Origin of the sequence: Kosakonia sp. ML.JS2a (assembly GCF_025642095.1) — a bacterium.
Taxonomy (GTDB): Bacteria; Pseudomonadota; Gammaproteobacteria; order Enterobacterales; family Enterobacteriaceae.
Genome location: NZ_CP106754.1, coordinates 4,009,024 through 4,022,388 on the forward strand (window position 1 = coordinate 4,009,024; position 13,365 = coordinate 4,022,388).

Below are 13,365 nucleotides of genomic sequence, written 5' to 3' on the forward strand. Positions count from 1 at the left end.
TCCCCCGAAGGAGAGGAGCACAGGTGCGGATTAATACTGTGTCGGCGCCGGTGTGGCAGAAGAAGGGTTCACCTGCGTGGGTGACGTTGACGGCACCGTCGTTGCTGCGCCGCCGCTCTGCTGCAACGGTACGGCGGTTTGCTGTACCGGCACCAGCGTCAGATCAACTTTGGTCCCCCCCTGGTTGATAACCGGCTTAACGCTATCGGTAATAAAGACAATTTTGTCGTTAATGGTAATCGCCGCGCTCAGCAGGATACGCGCATTGGGTTGAACATCCGCCGGGTTAAAAGGCAGCACGAAACTGAACGGCGCTTGTTTGCCTTCGGTACGCACAGCTTTTTGTGCAATCACTTTCGACGGCGCGTCAGCCAGTGACGCATCAGAAACCGTGACGGTTAATACGGCGTCCGGCGGCAGCGCCACTTTCTGGCGGATCCAAACCGTACCGGAAACGTTAGGTTGCGCAATGGCGGGTTTATTGGTCGCCGCAGGCGCATTCGGGTTGGGTGCAGGCGTTGGAATATCGCCGCCCTTATGGGCGCAGGCGGACAGTGCAACAGCCACTGCTAAACCACTTAACATGTGCACGAGTTTCATTGAATTCTCCTTATCGTCAATGCACCGGCAGGGTCGCGCCTGCCAGGATGTGTGGTTAAACCATCGTAACGAGAACAAGTGTGGCACATACCCGCGATTTCTTCCTGTAAACCCCCTACTATTCAGATTATTGCACCCATCGGACCACTTTCATTTCCAGGTTATAATCAATTAAGCATTCGCTTTGTCGGCCGTTATTTATCTGAGGAAATCTATGAGTCAAGCGCTTACGAATCTGCTGGCATTATTGAATCTGGAAAAAATTGAAGAAGGTCTGTTTCGTGGACAGAGCGAAGATTTGGGCCTGCGCCAGGTATTTGGTGGGCAAGTGGTGGGCCAGGCGTTATACGCCGCCAAAGAGACTGTGCCCGCAGACCGTCTGGTTCACTCTTTTCACAGCTACTTCCTGCGCCCGGGCGATAGCCAGAAACCGATCGTCTATGATGTGGAAGTCCTGCGTGATGGCAACAGTTTCAGTGCCCGTCGGGTGGCGGCAGTGCAGAACGGCAAGCCGATTTTCTATATGACCGCCTCGTTTCAGGCGCCTGAGCAAGGGTATGAGCACCAGAAAACCATGCCTTCTGCGCCACCGCCGGACTCACTGAAGTCCGAAACCGATATCGCCCGCGATCTCTCCCATCTGTTGCCGCCGATGGTCAAAGAAAAATTCATCAGCGACAAACCGCTGGAGATCCGCCCGGTTGAGTTTCATAACCCGCTGAAAGGCCATGTTGCCGGGCCTGAGCGTCAGGTGTGGGTGCGGGCTAATGGTCCCGTGCCGGAAGATTTCCGCGTCCATCAGTACCTGCTGGGTTACGCGTCTGACTTCAACTTCCTGCCGGTTGCCCTACAGCCTCACGGCGTGGGTTTTCTTGAGCGCGGTATGCAGGTCGCCACCATCGATCACTCTATGTGGTTCCACCGTCCATTTAATATCAACGAGTGGTTGCTCTACAGTGTGGAAAGTACTTCGGCTTCCAGCGCGCGCGGCTTTGTCCGCGGCGAGTTTTACACTCAGGATGGCGTGCTGATCGCCTCCACCGTACAGGAAGGCGTGATGCGTAATCGCGGTTAACTGCCCGCAACAAAAGGAAAAGCCTCCCATTGGGAGGCTTTTTTATGCTCAGGAGATAACGTAACTCAATCAGGCGTTGTAGGCGTTTTCGCCATGGCTGTTCACATCCAGACCTTCACGCTCTTGATCTTCCGGTACACGCAGACCCACTGTCATGTCGGCCAGTTTGTAGCCGATAAAGGCCACAACACCGGACCACACGATAGTGATAGCGATACTTTCTAACTGCACCAGCACCTGGTGGCCCATGGTCACGCCCTGGGCATAACCTACGCCGCCCAGTGACGTGGAGGCGAAGATACCGGTCAGGATACAACCGACGATGCCGCACACGCCGTGGACACCAAACACGTCACACGGATCATCGACACGCAGCATACGTTTCAGTGCAGTCACGCCCCACAGACCCGCCAGACCAGCAATCAGACCGAGGATCAGCGCGCCACCCACACCAATGTAGCCACAAGCCGGGGTTACGCCAACGAGACCGGCAATAGCGCCTGAACATGCACCCAGCAGAGACGGTTTACCGCGCATTGCCCACTCACCAAAGACCCATGCCAGGATAGCGGCAGCGGTCGCGACCACTGTGTTAACAAACGCCAGGCCTGCGATTTCGTTCGCCGCAGCGGCAGAACCGGCGTTGAAACCAAACCAGCCCACATACAGGATTGCGGTACCAGTGAAGACCATCGGCAGGTTGTGCGGTTTAAACGCTTCTTTGCCAAAGCCCACACGCTTGCCAATCAGGTAGGCACCGACCAGCCCGGCGATAGCGGCGTTGATATGTACAACGGTACCGCCCGCGAAGTCCAGTGCGCCATCTGTCGCCAGCAAACCGCCACCCCATACCATGTGCGCAATCGGCACATAGGAGAGCGTCAGCCATACCACCACGAAAATCAGCACTGCGGAGAAGCGAATACGCTCCGCCAGCGCACCGACAATCAGGCCAACGGTGATACAGGCGAAAGAGCCCTGGAACGCAACATGGATGTACTGATAAATGGAGCCCATTACAGCGGTCAGCTCAATATTTTTCAGCATCACCCAGTCAAAGCTGCCGAAGAAACCGTTGCCGGTGCCGAACGCCAGCGAGTAGCCGTAGACCACCCACAGAACGCACACCAGTGCGAATGTCACGGTAACCTGCGTCAGCATGGAGAGGACGTTCTTGCCACGGATCAGACCGCCGTAAAACAGCGCAATGCCCGGAATCGACATGAACAGCACCAGCGCGGTGCAGATCATCATAAAGCCGTTGTCCGCTTTGTCTGCAACAGCGGGAGCCGCCATTGCCAGACCCGGCAGGAGTGCCAGGGAAGCGAGCGTTGTTTTTAATGTTGTGTTCTTCATTTTTCCATCCCTATCACTGTGTGCCTGGTATTACAGTGCCGCTTCGTCGGCTTCGCCGGTACGAATACGAATGACGCGTTGCAGCTCGGCAACGAAAATTTTGCCGTCGCCAATCTTTCCGGTGTAGGCCGCTTTGCTGATGACATCGATCACTTCATCAAGCTGATCATCAGCAATCGCCACATCAATTTTCACTTTCGGCAGGAAATTGACGCTATATTCCGCACCGCGGTACAACTCGGCATGACCCTTCTGACGTCCGAAACCTTTTACTTCTGTTACGGTCAGCCCTTGAATACCAATAGAAGACAGTGCTTCACGAACGTCTTCGAGTTTGAATGGCTTAATCACCACGGTAACCAGCTTCATAGATCCCCCTCCAGTCGAAATTCGATAATGGCCGCAGCTAATACATAAGGGATACTGCAAGCGGTGTGCCAAGAATGAAAACAGGGAGGATTTCAGTTTGTTAGTGCGTGCGGACAGGGAAAAGGCGAAAAAGACAAAACGCCGGTGACGGTTCGGAATGTTCCTGGCAAAGAAAAACGCACCACAATAGTGCATGGTGCGTTACTTTTTTGCACCAACAAAGAAGAGCCTCAGTAGCGTGCTTAATTTTGGTGCATTACGCGATAAGCGACTCTTCTCGTGCGCTGGCCGCCAGCTCTTCGCCCGCCAGTTGCAATTGATACATCTGCCAGTAGCGTCCTTTTGCCGCAAGCAAGTGTTGATGCGTACCGCGCTCAACAGCCTGGCCGCGATGGAGCACCAAAATGGTTTCAGCCTCGACAATGGTCGACAATCTGTGTGCTATCACCACTAACGTTGTCTGTTCCCGAACAGCGGCCAGCGCCTGCTGGATTGCCTGTTCAGTCCCGGAGTCGATATTGGCTGTCGCCTCATCCAGGATCAGGATCTGCGGCGTATCCACCAGCACACGCGCCAGCGCCAGCAACTGTTTCTGCCCAACGGAGAGATTATTGCCCTGCTCACCCAGCCGCGTATAAATGCCCTCGCTCATACCCCGCGCCAGCTCCGCCAGTTGCACCACTTCCAGCGCATGCCAGACCTGTGCTTCGCTGATGTCGCGCCCCAGCGTCACGTTGGCGAAAAAGCTGTCGGCCATCACCACCGGATCCTGCTGCACCATCGCGATACCTTTGCGCAGCGCATCATGACTCAGTGCAGAAAGCGGGCGACCATCAAGACGGATTTCCCCTTGCGTTAACGGGTAGTACCCCATCAGCAGGCTGGCGAGCGTGCTCTTTCCGCTGCCAGTGTGTCCCACCAGCGCAACAAAGCTGCGCGGTTCAACGTGCAGGGAAATGTCCTGTAATACCTGCTGATCTTCGCGGTAGGCAAAAGAGACATTTTCAATGTCGATGGCGCCGCTGTGCAGTGGCGTATCATCATCACCGTAAGACTGGCGTGGCCGGTCCATCAGCTCAAATACGCGCTCACCGGCGACCACCGCCTGCTGCAACATCGACTGTTGGGTAGTCAGTTCGATCAAGGGTTCATTCAGACGACCAAGGTAGCTGATAAAAGCATACAACACCCCGACTTCAACCGTACCCGGAGAAGAGAAACCGAACAGCATCAGCAAGCCGCACAGCACCAGCGCAGAGAAAAGGCTCAACAGCGGCCGCAGCAAAAAGCCATCCAGCCGCAGGGTTTGCATACGCGCGAGATAATGTGAACGGCTGGCGTCGCCCAGTTGCTCACCAAATCGCGCCTGCTGGCGGAACTGCTGGATCACGCTCATGCCGTTAATGATTTCATTAAAACCGTCATTGATATCCGCCAGGTACGCACGCATCCGCCGCACAATCGGCGTGCTGTAACGCTGATAGATCAGCATCACGATCAGTACCGCCGGGAAGATCGCCATCGCCACCAGCGCCATGCGCCAGTCCAGGCTGAACATCGCCACCAGCATCGCGCCAATCAGCGCGGCGCTGCGTAGCACCGTTGCCACCACCGTAACGTACAGATCGCGGATCACTTCCGTATCGTTGGTCACGCGGGAGATAATTTGCCCAACAGGCTGAACATCAAACTCGCTTAACGGCTGACGCAGCGCGGCGTCCATCACATCGGTGCGCAGTTGTTGCACTACGCCGACCGCCGCCTGGTTGAATAACAGCGACTGCGAATAATGTAACAGCGCCGCCAGCAGTTGCAGGCCGACATACACTGCCGCCATCCCCACCACCAGCCCTAACGGCAGATAGCTCTTCGCTACCATATTGTCGATAAAGTAGCTGATCAACGCCGGGCCAGAGACTTCCGCCGCCGCCGCGACCCACAGCATTAGCACCGCTTTCAACAGGGATTTTCGCCATGGCGAGCCATATTTCAGCAACCGTTTCAGGGTCGGCCACTGTTTGCCCAAATTACGCATCGATGGCCTCCTCCGGCGCATCCGTCAGCGCAGCTTCCAGTTGTTGATAGCGGTACATGTCACGATACCAGCCGGGCTGGCGGGAAAGTTGCTCATGCTGACCACGCTGAGCGATATGCCCATGTTGCATCACTAAAATTTCGCTGGCTTCCGTCAGCGCCGACAGACGGTGGGCACTGATGATCACCGTTCGCCCTTCTCCCCACTGGCGCAGGTTATGCAGAATCTGGTGCTCGGTGCGCCCGTCGACGGCGGAGAGTGCATCGTCGAGAATTAAGATCTCCGCATTAAGCAGCAACGCGCGGGCAATAGAGATACGCTGCTTCTGGCCACCGGAGAGCATAACGCCGCGTTCACCGACTTCGGTGGCGTAACCCTGCGGCAGACGCAAAATATCCTCGTGCACGCTGGCCAGTCGGGCCACATGCTCGATCTCTTCCTGCGTCGCCCCCGGTTTACCCAGCGCAATATTACTGGCGACGGAATCGGAAAAGAGGAACGGTGTTTGATTCACTACCGCCAGACGGCTGCGCCAGGCATCCAGTTTAAGCTGCGTCAGCGGCATATTGTGAAAACGGATATCCCCGTCGGTTACATCAAAATGACGCTGAATCAGCGACAGTAACGTACTTTTCCCTGCGCCTGTCGGGCCGCAAATGCCCAGCATCTGCCCCGGGTTCAGCACCGCACTCACATTGTTCAGCGTTGGCTGCTCCGTTTGCGGGTAACGGAATTCGCGAATGGCGATACTCAGGTTTCCACGGCCTTCCGGCACGGGCTCGCTGCCATCTTTCACTACTGGCATTTCCGCCAGCATATCGCGAATACGGCTATAAGCCGCGCTACCACGCTCGACAATATTAAACATCCAGGCCAGCGCCAGCATCGGCCAAATCATCAGCCCAAGGTACATGGCAAAACTGGTGAGTTGCCCGAGGGTTAAGCTGCCATGCACCACCATCCAGCTTCCGCCGCCGATGGCCAGCATGTTCGCCATACCAATGGCAATATAGATGGTGGGGTCGAAACGGGCGTCAACACGTGCCACACGCATGTTTTTCGCGCCGGTGTCCGCCGCTTCGCTGGCAAACAGCGCAGACTGGCGATCCTCCAGGCCAAACGCCTTGATCATGCGGATGCTGGTCATGCTTTCCTGCGTGCGATCGTTCAGCGCGGAGAAGGCCGCCTGCGCCAGTTTAAAGCGCTGATGCAGTTGATCGCCGTAGCGTTTGATCACCAGCGCCATAATTGGCATTGGCAATAACGACAGCAGCGTTAACTGCCAGCTGATTTGCGTCGACATCACCACCAGCACTACGCAGCCCATCACCAGCGAATCCACCAGCGTCAGCACGCCTTCGCCAGCGGCAAACACCACGCGATCGACGTCGTTGGTGGCGCGGGCCATCAAGTCGCCAGTACGGTGGCGTAAATAGAATTCCGGGTGCTGGCGGCTTAGCTGTCTGTAAAAATCCTCGCGCAGCTCAACGGCCAGTTGATAAGACGCGCCAAACAGCCAGACGCGCCAGACATAGCGCAGCAGGTAAGTGACCACCGCGACAACGACCAGCAGTCCCACCCACATCCACACCTGTTGCGTGGTGTAATGGTGTTCGGTCACGCCATCCACAATAACGCCCACCACTTTCGGCGGAATAAGCTGAAGGATAGCAATGATAATAAGCAAGGCTACTGCGCCGAGATAGCGTCGCCATTCCCGGCGAAAGTACCAGCCTAACTGAGCAAATAATCGCACGCGGTTACATCCTGAACGTGATTTTCCGGCTGTCGGTTAACAACCGGGAGGGTTATTCAATGGGCAAAGCCGTGGTGTATTTTATCTGTTCCATGGCGAAGCTAGAAGTGACATCTGACAGCCCCGGCACGCTGTTGACCAGTTTCTTATAGAAGTCATCATAGCGTTTCATATCCGCGACCTGCACCCGCAGCAGGTAATCATACTCCCCCGCCATACGCCAGAAACCCAACACTTCGGGCATCTGCGTCACTTCGCTGACAAAGCGACAATACCATTCGCTACTGTGATGCTGGGTTTTGATCAGCACAAAGGCGGTCAGGTTTAAGCCCAGCTTTTCGGCATCCAGCACCGCCACACGACCGAGCAATATTCCGTCGTCTTCGAGGCGTTTCAGACGTTTCCAGCAGGGCGTGGTGGTCAGATTAACGGCATCTGCCAGCGCCTGCAAAGAGAGCGAACAATCCTGTTGCAGCAGCGAAAGGAGCTTGCGGTCAATTTTATCTAACATATCCCACTCCGGGAGAAAAAATTTCTCCTTAGAGTCTATATCAAAGGCGAAATGGCAACCTTTTTTTCTTCTGCTTTCGCTAGACTGGGCACAAAATGACAAACGGAAACGCACCATGAATAGCTGGGTTAAATACGCCATTAACGAGATCAACGCCGATGCACAGCGCTCCGCGGATACACACCTGATCCGTCTGATGCTGCCGGGTTTTCCGGGGATCAATCTCTATCTGAAAGATGAGAGCACCCATCCTACCGGCAGTCTGAAGCATCGTCTGGCGCGCTCACTGTTTCTGTACGGTCTGTGTAACGGTTGGATCAAAGAAGGCACAACGATTATAGAAGCCTCTTCCGGTTCCACCGCCGTTTCGGAAGCCTGGTTTGCCCGCCTGCTGGGTTTGCCGTTTATCGCGGTCATGCCCTACTGCACGGCGAAACGCAAGGTTGAACAGATTGAGTTTTATGGCGGCCGTTGCCACTTCGTGGACAGCGCCTGCGAGATTTACGCCGAATCTGAACGGCTGGCGAAAACGTTGAATGGTCACTATATGGATCAGTTCACCTATGCCGAACGCGCCACCGACTGGCGTGGCAATAACAACATCGCTGACAGCATATTCCGGCAGATGAAAAACGAGCCGTATCCGCAGCCCGACTACATTGTGATGAGCGCGGGGACAGGCGGCACCTCCGCCACCCTTGGCCGCTATATTCGTAGCCAGGGCTATGACACACAGTTGCTGGTGGTGGATCCGGAAAATTCGGTCTTCCTTGATTACTGGCAGCAACGCGACGCCACTTTGCGCAGCCCGGTGGGCAGTAAAATTGAGGGGATTGGCCGCCCGCGCGTCGAGCCTTCATTTATTGCCGATGTGGTGGATGAAATGTTGCGCGTACCGGATGCCGCCAGCGTCGCCACCGCGCAATGGCTGGAAACGCAACTGGGCCGCAAAGTCGGCGCATCGACCGGCACCAATATGTGGGGCGCATTACAACTTGCCGTGCGGATGCGTGCCGAAGGGCGTCGCGGCGCTATCGTGACGCTGCTGTGCGATAGCGGCGACCGCTACCTCGATACCTATTACAACCCGCAGTGGGTGGCGGCGAACATGGGCGATATTACGCCCTGGAGCGCGGAAATCGCCCGTCTGGTCCAGGCATAAAAAAAGCCGGGTAACAGTGACCCGGCTTGCTGGAAATATCGTCGTCATTCGGGGGAATAAGGAAGATGTGGTGTGTCCAGCCAGTGTGTCAAAAAGTGAGACACTGCCTGATCGCGGCAGTGCCCGATAACCGGTAAATGAGGCAATGCCGCCCGCAGTTGCGGCATGGCGTTGCCCATAATCATGCCGTAGCCCACGCTTTCGAGCATTTCCCGATCATTCATCGCATCGCCAAACGCCATACAATCCTGCAACGTATAACCCAGCGACTCGCTCAGCACCGCCAGCGCAGCGCCTTTGTTGCAACCCAGTGGTAATACTTCCAGGCAATATTCTGCGGAGAAGCATAAATGCGCGCGCTCGCCGAGCGCCTCATTAAGCTGAATATGCAGCCGGCAAAGATCATCATGATCGCCAACAAAACAGATTTTGGTGACATCGTAAGCCGATAACCGCTTGAGATCCGCCAGTTGGTAAGTAAAACCGCTTTGCATATGCGCTTCCAGCATTTCCGGAAACACGCGGTCCGTCAGCCAGCCCGAGTCATTAAAAACATGAACAGTGGCTGAGGTCTCCCATGTGCTGTGCAGCACCCGATCGGCCACTTCCGGATCCAGATCCTGCCGGTACAGTACCTCGCCCTCCCGCGAGTGGATGCGGGTGCCATTACCGGTAATCAGAAATGCATCCAGCGCCAGGTTCCGGGTAATGCGCTGCATCTCAAGGGCATGTCGGCCGGTGGCAAACGCCAGCGTAATTTCGCGATCGTGCAGGCGACGGAGCGTAGCCAGCGTTTGTTCGCCTAAACGATGGTCGGGCATTAACAGGGTGCCATCCATGTCAAAAGCGGCCAGACGAGCCATAAATATTTCTCCGAATAGGGTGCCGTTGTGTTGCTATCCAGTATTGCCTGATATATACGGAAGTAATACTGAATAGATAAAAATTATTGTTCCGGGTTTATGCGACAACTCAATCGACTCCATCAGTACCAGCGCCTGTGGCACGCCACAGAGGGCGAAGCGCAATCCGTGAGCGTCACCGAGCTGGCGACGCGCTGCTTTTGCAGCGAGCGTCATATGCGCACGCTGTTGCGACAAATGCAGCAGGCAGGATGGTTAAGCTGGCAATCGCAGTCCGGGCGCGGTAAACGGGGTGAGCTGCATTTTCGGGTGTCGCCTGAATCGCTGCGTAGCGAAATGCTGGAACAGGCGCTGAATACCGGACAGCAGCAAAACGCGCTGGCTCTCGCCCAACTTGATGCCGACGACCTGCGCACTTTGCTCAATCCGTTCCTCGGCGGCTTTTGGCAAAACGAAACACCCACGTTGCGTATTCCTTACTATCGCCCGCTGGATCCGCTGGAACCCGGTTTTCTTCCGGGCCGCGCGGAACAACATCTCGCCGGGCAAATCTTCAGTGGATTGACCCGCTTTACCTCACGCAGCACGCTGCCGCAGGGCGAACTGGCGCACCACTGGGATATCAGCAATGACGGTCTGTCCTGGCGCTTCCATCTGCACTCAACCCTGCACTGGCACAATGGCGATGCCGTCACCGCCGGGCAATTACAGCAACGATTACGGCTGTTGCTGGAGCTGCCTGCGCTGCGCAAGTTGTTCGCCAGCGTCGCCAGCATTGATATCACGCACCCCTGGTGTCTGGCCTTTACCCTGCACCGACCGGACTACTGGTTGGCGCATCGTCTTGCCAGTTATGTCAGTTGTCTGGCTCATCCGCAGTCCCCTCTCATCGGAACCGGCCCATTTCGACTGGTGACCTTTAGTCAGGAACTGGTGCGGCTGGAGAGCCACGATCACTATCATCTGGGCCATCCGTTGCTAAAAGCCGTCGAGTTCTGGATCACGCCGCAACTGTTTGATCGGGATCTGGGCACCAGTTGTCGGCACCCGGTGGAAATTGCAATTGGCGAACCGGATGAGCTTCGGCATTTACAACCCGTGAGTAACAGCATCAGCCTGGGGTTCTGTTACCTTGCTCAGCGACCGGGCGCGCGGCTGAGTCAGGCGCAATTACGCCGCCTGGTGCAGATTATTCACGATACGTCGCTGTTGCAGACGCTGCCGCTGGACGAAAACCTGATCAATCCCACCCGTGAATTATTGCCCGGCTGGAAAATGCCGGACTGGCCGCCACAAAACGAGCCTCTGCCCAAAAAACTCACCCTGCTCTACCACTTACCGGTTGAACTCCACACCATGGCAGAGCAGTTGAAGCATTATCTCGCCACGCTCGGCTGTGAACTGACGCTGATTTTCCATGACGGTAAAAACTGGGATGGGTGTACCCAACTGGCGTCGGCCGATCTGATGATGGGCGATCGGTTAATTGGCGAAGCGCCGGAATATGCTCTTGAACAATGGTTGCGCTGCGATCAACTGTGGCCAAACCTGCTGAGTGCGCCACACTTTGCTCATCTGCAAGCCACGCTGGACGCCGTACAACGTCAAGCCGATGAACGAGAGCGCAACCTGGCGCTACAGGATGTGTTCAACACGCTGATGAACGATGCGATCCTGACGCCACTGTTTAATTATCAGTACCGTATCAGTGCGCCGCCCGGTGTTGAGGGGCTTCATTTAAATACCCGCGGCTGGTTCGATTTTGCCGAAGCCTGGTTACCCGCTCCCGCGCGGTGAAGAAGCTGGTCGCTGTCGGCGGCACGCGCTACCATAGTGTTTTATTTGTGATTGCCAGGAAGAATTATGAAACGTGCCGTTGTTGTGTTTAGTGGCGGACAGGATTCCACGACCTGCCTTGTTCAGGCGTTGCAGCAATATGATGAAGTTCACTGTGTCACCTTTGATTATGGTCAGCGCCATCGCGCCGAAATCGACGTGGCACGGGAACTGGCGCAGGCGCTTGGCGCACGTGCCCACAAAGTGCTGGATGTCACCCTGCTAAATGAACTGGCGGTAAGTAGCCTGACCCGCGACAGCATTCCTGTGCCGGACTATGAGCCCGACGCCACCGGTATCCCGAATACCTTCGTGCCAGGACGCAATATTCTGTTTCTGACGCTGGCGGCGGTGTATGCGTATCAGGTGCAGGCTGAAGCCGTGATCACTGGCGTGTGTGAAACGGACTTTTCAGGTTACCCGGACTGCCGGGATGAATTTGTCAAAGCGCTTAACCATGCCGTAAACCTGGGGCTGGCGAAAGATATCCGCTTCGAAACGCCGCTTATGTGGATCAATAAAGCCGAAACCTGGGCGCTGGCCGACTACTGGGGCAAACTGGATCTGGTGCGTAGCGAAACGCTGACCTGTTATAACGGTATCAAAGGCGATGGCTGCGGCCATTGTGCAGCCTGTAACCTGCGCGCAAACGGCTTGCAACACTACCTGGCGGACAAAACCGGCGTAATGGCGGCAATGAAACAAAAAACCGGCCTGAAATAACAGGGATGAGCAGACCGGACGCACGTGAAAGATCCGGTCTGCAAACTGACAATACGACCAGGGGATTTACTCAGTCTCCTTCACGGATCATCTTTTCCAGTTTTTCCCGTAGTTCGCCTTCCAGCGCTAGCGCTTTTTGGGTTTTCAGATCGATACAGACAAATGTCACCAGCGCATCCGCAACAACCTGCCCATCCGGATCTAACGTAACAACCTGGCTCAACACCCCGCTTTTACCATTGATCTGCTGAACGTGGCTGGTCACGGTTAACACATCGCCTAGCACCGCCGGGCGACGATAATTAATGTTGATATTGACCACCACGAAAGCGATGTTGTTGGCGGTCATCCACTTAAAACTGTCGTTGTTTTCCAGTCCATCCCAGCGCGCTTCTTCGAGGAATTCAAGATAGCGGGCGTTATTGACGTGCTGGTACACATCAAGGTGGAAACCACGAACTTTGATTTGAGTCTGCATAGCGCGTTAGCCTTTACCGTTTATTGTTATAGAGACAGAGGTCATACTGGTATGACCTCTTTATTCTGGCAAAGATTTTCGACTACGCAAGCACCTTACAGTTTCAGGTGCGCCAGGTTGCGTTCAACCAGCGCGCCGCCCATTCCTGGCACCTGTTTAAGATCCTCCAGCGTTTTGAAGGGGCCGTATTCATCCCGGTAGCTGACAATGGCTTGCGCCTTCTTAAGACCGACGCCATTCATCACTCTTGCCAGTTCTTCAGCGCTGGCACTATTAATGCTGATCCGGGTGCCATCCTCCTCTTCCGTTGTTTTTGCCGAATCCTGCGCTTTTACCTGCAGCGAAGAAGAGGCATCGCTTTTGCTCTGTGTCATTGGCGGTTTTGCCCCTGCCGCAGGTGCGGCAAGTGCGCTGTGACTCAGTACCGAGCATGCAACGGTAAGGGTAATTAAAAGTGCTTTGATTCCATGTTTCATCCTGTTTTCTCCTTTGTTTTCAAAAGCAAGACAACAATACCCAGGAGAGTAACAACGAACAAACGGCAAAATCATAAAATGGAAAAGGCCGCGAAAGCGGCCTTTGAAGATTGCAAAACGTTGCA

General features: G+C 55.4%; 13 protein-coding genes. 4 read left to right on the plus strand and 9 right to left on the minus strand.

Going from position 1 to position 13,365, the window contains the following annotated elements; all coding sequences use genetic code 11:
- Nucleotides 1-30 precede the first annotated feature (30 nt).
- Nucleotides 31-600, minus strand: coding sequence for a YbaY family lipoprotein (locus N7922_RS19010; RefSeq protein ID WP_263097781.1), 570 nt, complete (start codon nt 598-600; stop codon nt 31-33).
- Between the two features lie 214 nt (nt 601-814).
- On the opposite strand from N7922_RS19010, the gene tesB reads away from it, so the two are divergent.
- On the plus strand, nt 815-1,675 hold the full coding sequence (gene tesB / locus N7922_RS19015) for an acyl-CoA thioesterase II (RefSeq protein ID WP_263097782.1): 861 nt from the start codon (nt 815-817) through the stop codon (nt 1,673-1,675).
- Nucleotides 1,676-1,744: 69 nt separating this feature from the next.
- Here tesB and amtB read toward each other — a convergent pair whose 3' ends face one another.
- The 5 genes from amtB to N7922_RS19040 form a co-directional block, all read right to left on the minus strand.
- A complete protein-coding gene (gene amtB, locus N7922_RS19020) occupies nt 1,745-3,031 on the minus strand; it encodes an ammonium transporter AmtB (RefSeq protein WP_263097783.1) in 1,287 nt (428 codons plus the stop codon).
- 30 nt (nt 3,032-3,061) lie between these two features.
- Complete coding sequence (glnK, locus tag N7922_RS19025; protein ID WP_002891893.1) at nt 3,062-3,400, minus strand: P-II family nitrogen regulator; 339 nt, start codon at nt 3,398-3,400, stop codon at nt 3,062-3,064.
- A 256-nt stretch (nt 3,401-3,656) separates the two neighbouring features.
- Nucleotides 3,657-5,435 carry a SmdB family multidrug efflux ABC transporter permease/ATP-binding protein gene (locus N7922_RS19030; protein ID WP_263097784.1) on the minus strand — a complete coding sequence of 593 codons (1,779 nt, stop codon included), beginning with the start codon at nt 5,433-5,435 and terminating at the stop codon, nt 3,657-3,659.
- Entirely contained in the window at nt 5,428-7,191 is a 1,764-nt protein-coding gene (locus tag N7922_RS19035) for a SmdA family multidrug ABC transporter permease/ATP-binding protein (protein ID WP_263097785.1), read from the minus strand. Before N7922_RS19035 ends, N7922_RS19030 begins: the two co-directional genes overlap by 8 nt.
- A 52-nt stretch (nt 7,192-7,243) precedes the next feature.
- The gene (locus N7922_RS19040; RefSeq protein ID WP_263097786.1) at nt 7,244-7,702 is read right to left on the minus strand and encodes an Lrp/AsnC family transcriptional regulator; all 459 of its coding nucleotides are present in this window, start codon (nt 7,700-7,702) and stop codon (nt 7,244-7,246) included.
- Between the two features lie 115 nt (nt 7,703-7,817).
- Between N7922_RS19040 and N7922_RS19045 the strand changes: the two genes are divergently transcribed.
- Entirely contained in the window at nt 7,818-8,864 is a 1,047-nt protein-coding gene (locus N7922_RS19045) for a PLP-dependent cysteine synthase family protein (RefSeq protein ID WP_263097787.1), read from the plus strand.
- A gap of 44 nt (nt 8,865-8,908) precedes the next feature.
- Here the strand turns inward: N7922_RS19045 and cof are convergent, their stop codons facing one another.
- A complete protein-coding gene (gene cof, locus N7922_RS19050) occupies nt 8,909-9,727 on the minus strand; it encodes an HMP-PP phosphatase (protein WP_263097788.1) in 819 nt (272 codons plus the stop codon).
- A gap of 99 nt (nt 9,728-9,826) precedes the next feature.
- On the opposite strand from cof, the gene N7922_RS19055 reads away from it, so the two are divergent.
- Both N7922_RS19055 and queC read left to right on the plus strand, forming a co-directional pair.
- Nucleotides 9,827-11,524: an SgrR family transcriptional regulator gene (locus tag N7922_RS19055; protein ID WP_263097789.1), complete on the plus strand. Its 1,698-nt coding sequence runs from the start codon at nt 9,827-9,829 to the stop codon at nt 11,522-11,524.
- A gap of 66 nt (nt 11,525-11,590) precedes the next feature.
- Entirely contained in the window at nt 11,591-12,286 is a 696-nt protein-coding gene (queC, locus tag N7922_RS19060) for a 7-cyano-7-deazaguanine synthase QueC (RefSeq protein ID WP_263097790.1), read from the plus strand.
- 70 nt (nt 12,287-12,356) lie between these two features.
- Here queC and N7922_RS19065 read toward each other — a convergent pair whose 3' ends face one another.
- A complete protein-coding gene (locus N7922_RS19065; protein ID WP_263097791.1) occupies nt 12,357-12,764 on the minus strand; it encodes a YbgC/FadM family acyl-CoA thioesterase in 408 nt (135 codons plus the stop codon).
- 95 nt (nt 12,765-12,859) lie between these two features.
- Nucleotides 12,860-13,240, minus strand: coding sequence for a helix-hairpin-helix domain-containing protein (locus tag N7922_RS19070; RefSeq protein ID WP_263100955.1), 381 nt, complete (start codon nt 13,238-13,240; stop codon nt 12,860-12,862).
- Nucleotides 13,241-13,365 lie beyond the last annotated feature (125 nt).

What these genes read in the sequence shown, in the direction of transcription:
- N7922_RS19010 (WP_263097781.1), bottom strand. Translation starts at nt 600, where the DNA reads ATGAAACTCGTGCACATGTTAAGTGGTTTAGCAGTGGCTGTTGCACTG.
- N7922_RS19030 (WP_263097784.1), bottom strand. Translation starts at nt 5,435, where the DNA reads ATGCGTAATTTGGGCAAACAGTGGCCGACCCTGAAACGGTTGCTGAAA.
- amtB (WP_263097783.1), bottom strand. Translation starts at nt 3,031, where the DNA reads ATGAAGAACACAACATTAAAAACAACGCTCGCTTCCCTGGCACTCCTG.
- N7922_RS19065 (WP_263097791.1), bottom strand. Translation starts at nt 12,764, where the DNA reads ATGCAGACTCAAATCAAAGTTCGTGGTTTCCACCTTGATGTGTACCAG.
- queC (WP_263097790.1), top strand. Translation starts at nt 11,591, where the DNA reads ATGAAACGTGCCGTTGTTGTGTTTAGTGGCGGACAGGATTCCACGACC.
- N7922_RS19040 (WP_263097786.1), bottom strand. Translation starts at nt 7,702, where the DNA reads ATGTTAGATAAAATTGACCGCAAGCTCCTTTCGCTGCTGCAACAGGAT.
- N7922_RS19045 (WP_263097787.1), top strand. Translation starts at nt 7,818, where the DNA reads ATGAATAGCTGGGTTAAATACGCCATTAACGAGATCAACGCCGATGCA.
- tesB (WP_263097782.1), top strand. Translation starts at nt 815, where the DNA reads ATGAGTCAAGCGCTTACGAATCTGCTGGCATTATTGAATCTGGAAAAA.
- N7922_RS19055 (WP_263097789.1), top strand. Translation starts at nt 9,827, where the DNA reads ATGCGACAACTCAATCGACTCCATCAGTACCAGCGCCTGTGGCACGCC.
- N7922_RS19070 (WP_263100955.1), bottom strand. Translation starts at nt 13,240, where the DNA reads ATGAAACATGGAATCAAAGCACTTTTAATTACCCTTACCGTTGCATGC.
- glnK (WP_002891893.1), bottom strand. Translation starts at nt 3,400, where the DNA reads ATGAAGCTGGTTACCGTGGTGATTAAGCCATTCAAACTCGAAGACGTT.
- cof (WP_263097788.1), bottom strand. Translation starts at nt 9,727, where the DNA reads ATGGCTCGTCTGGCCGCTTTTGACATGGATGGCACCCTGTTAATGCCC.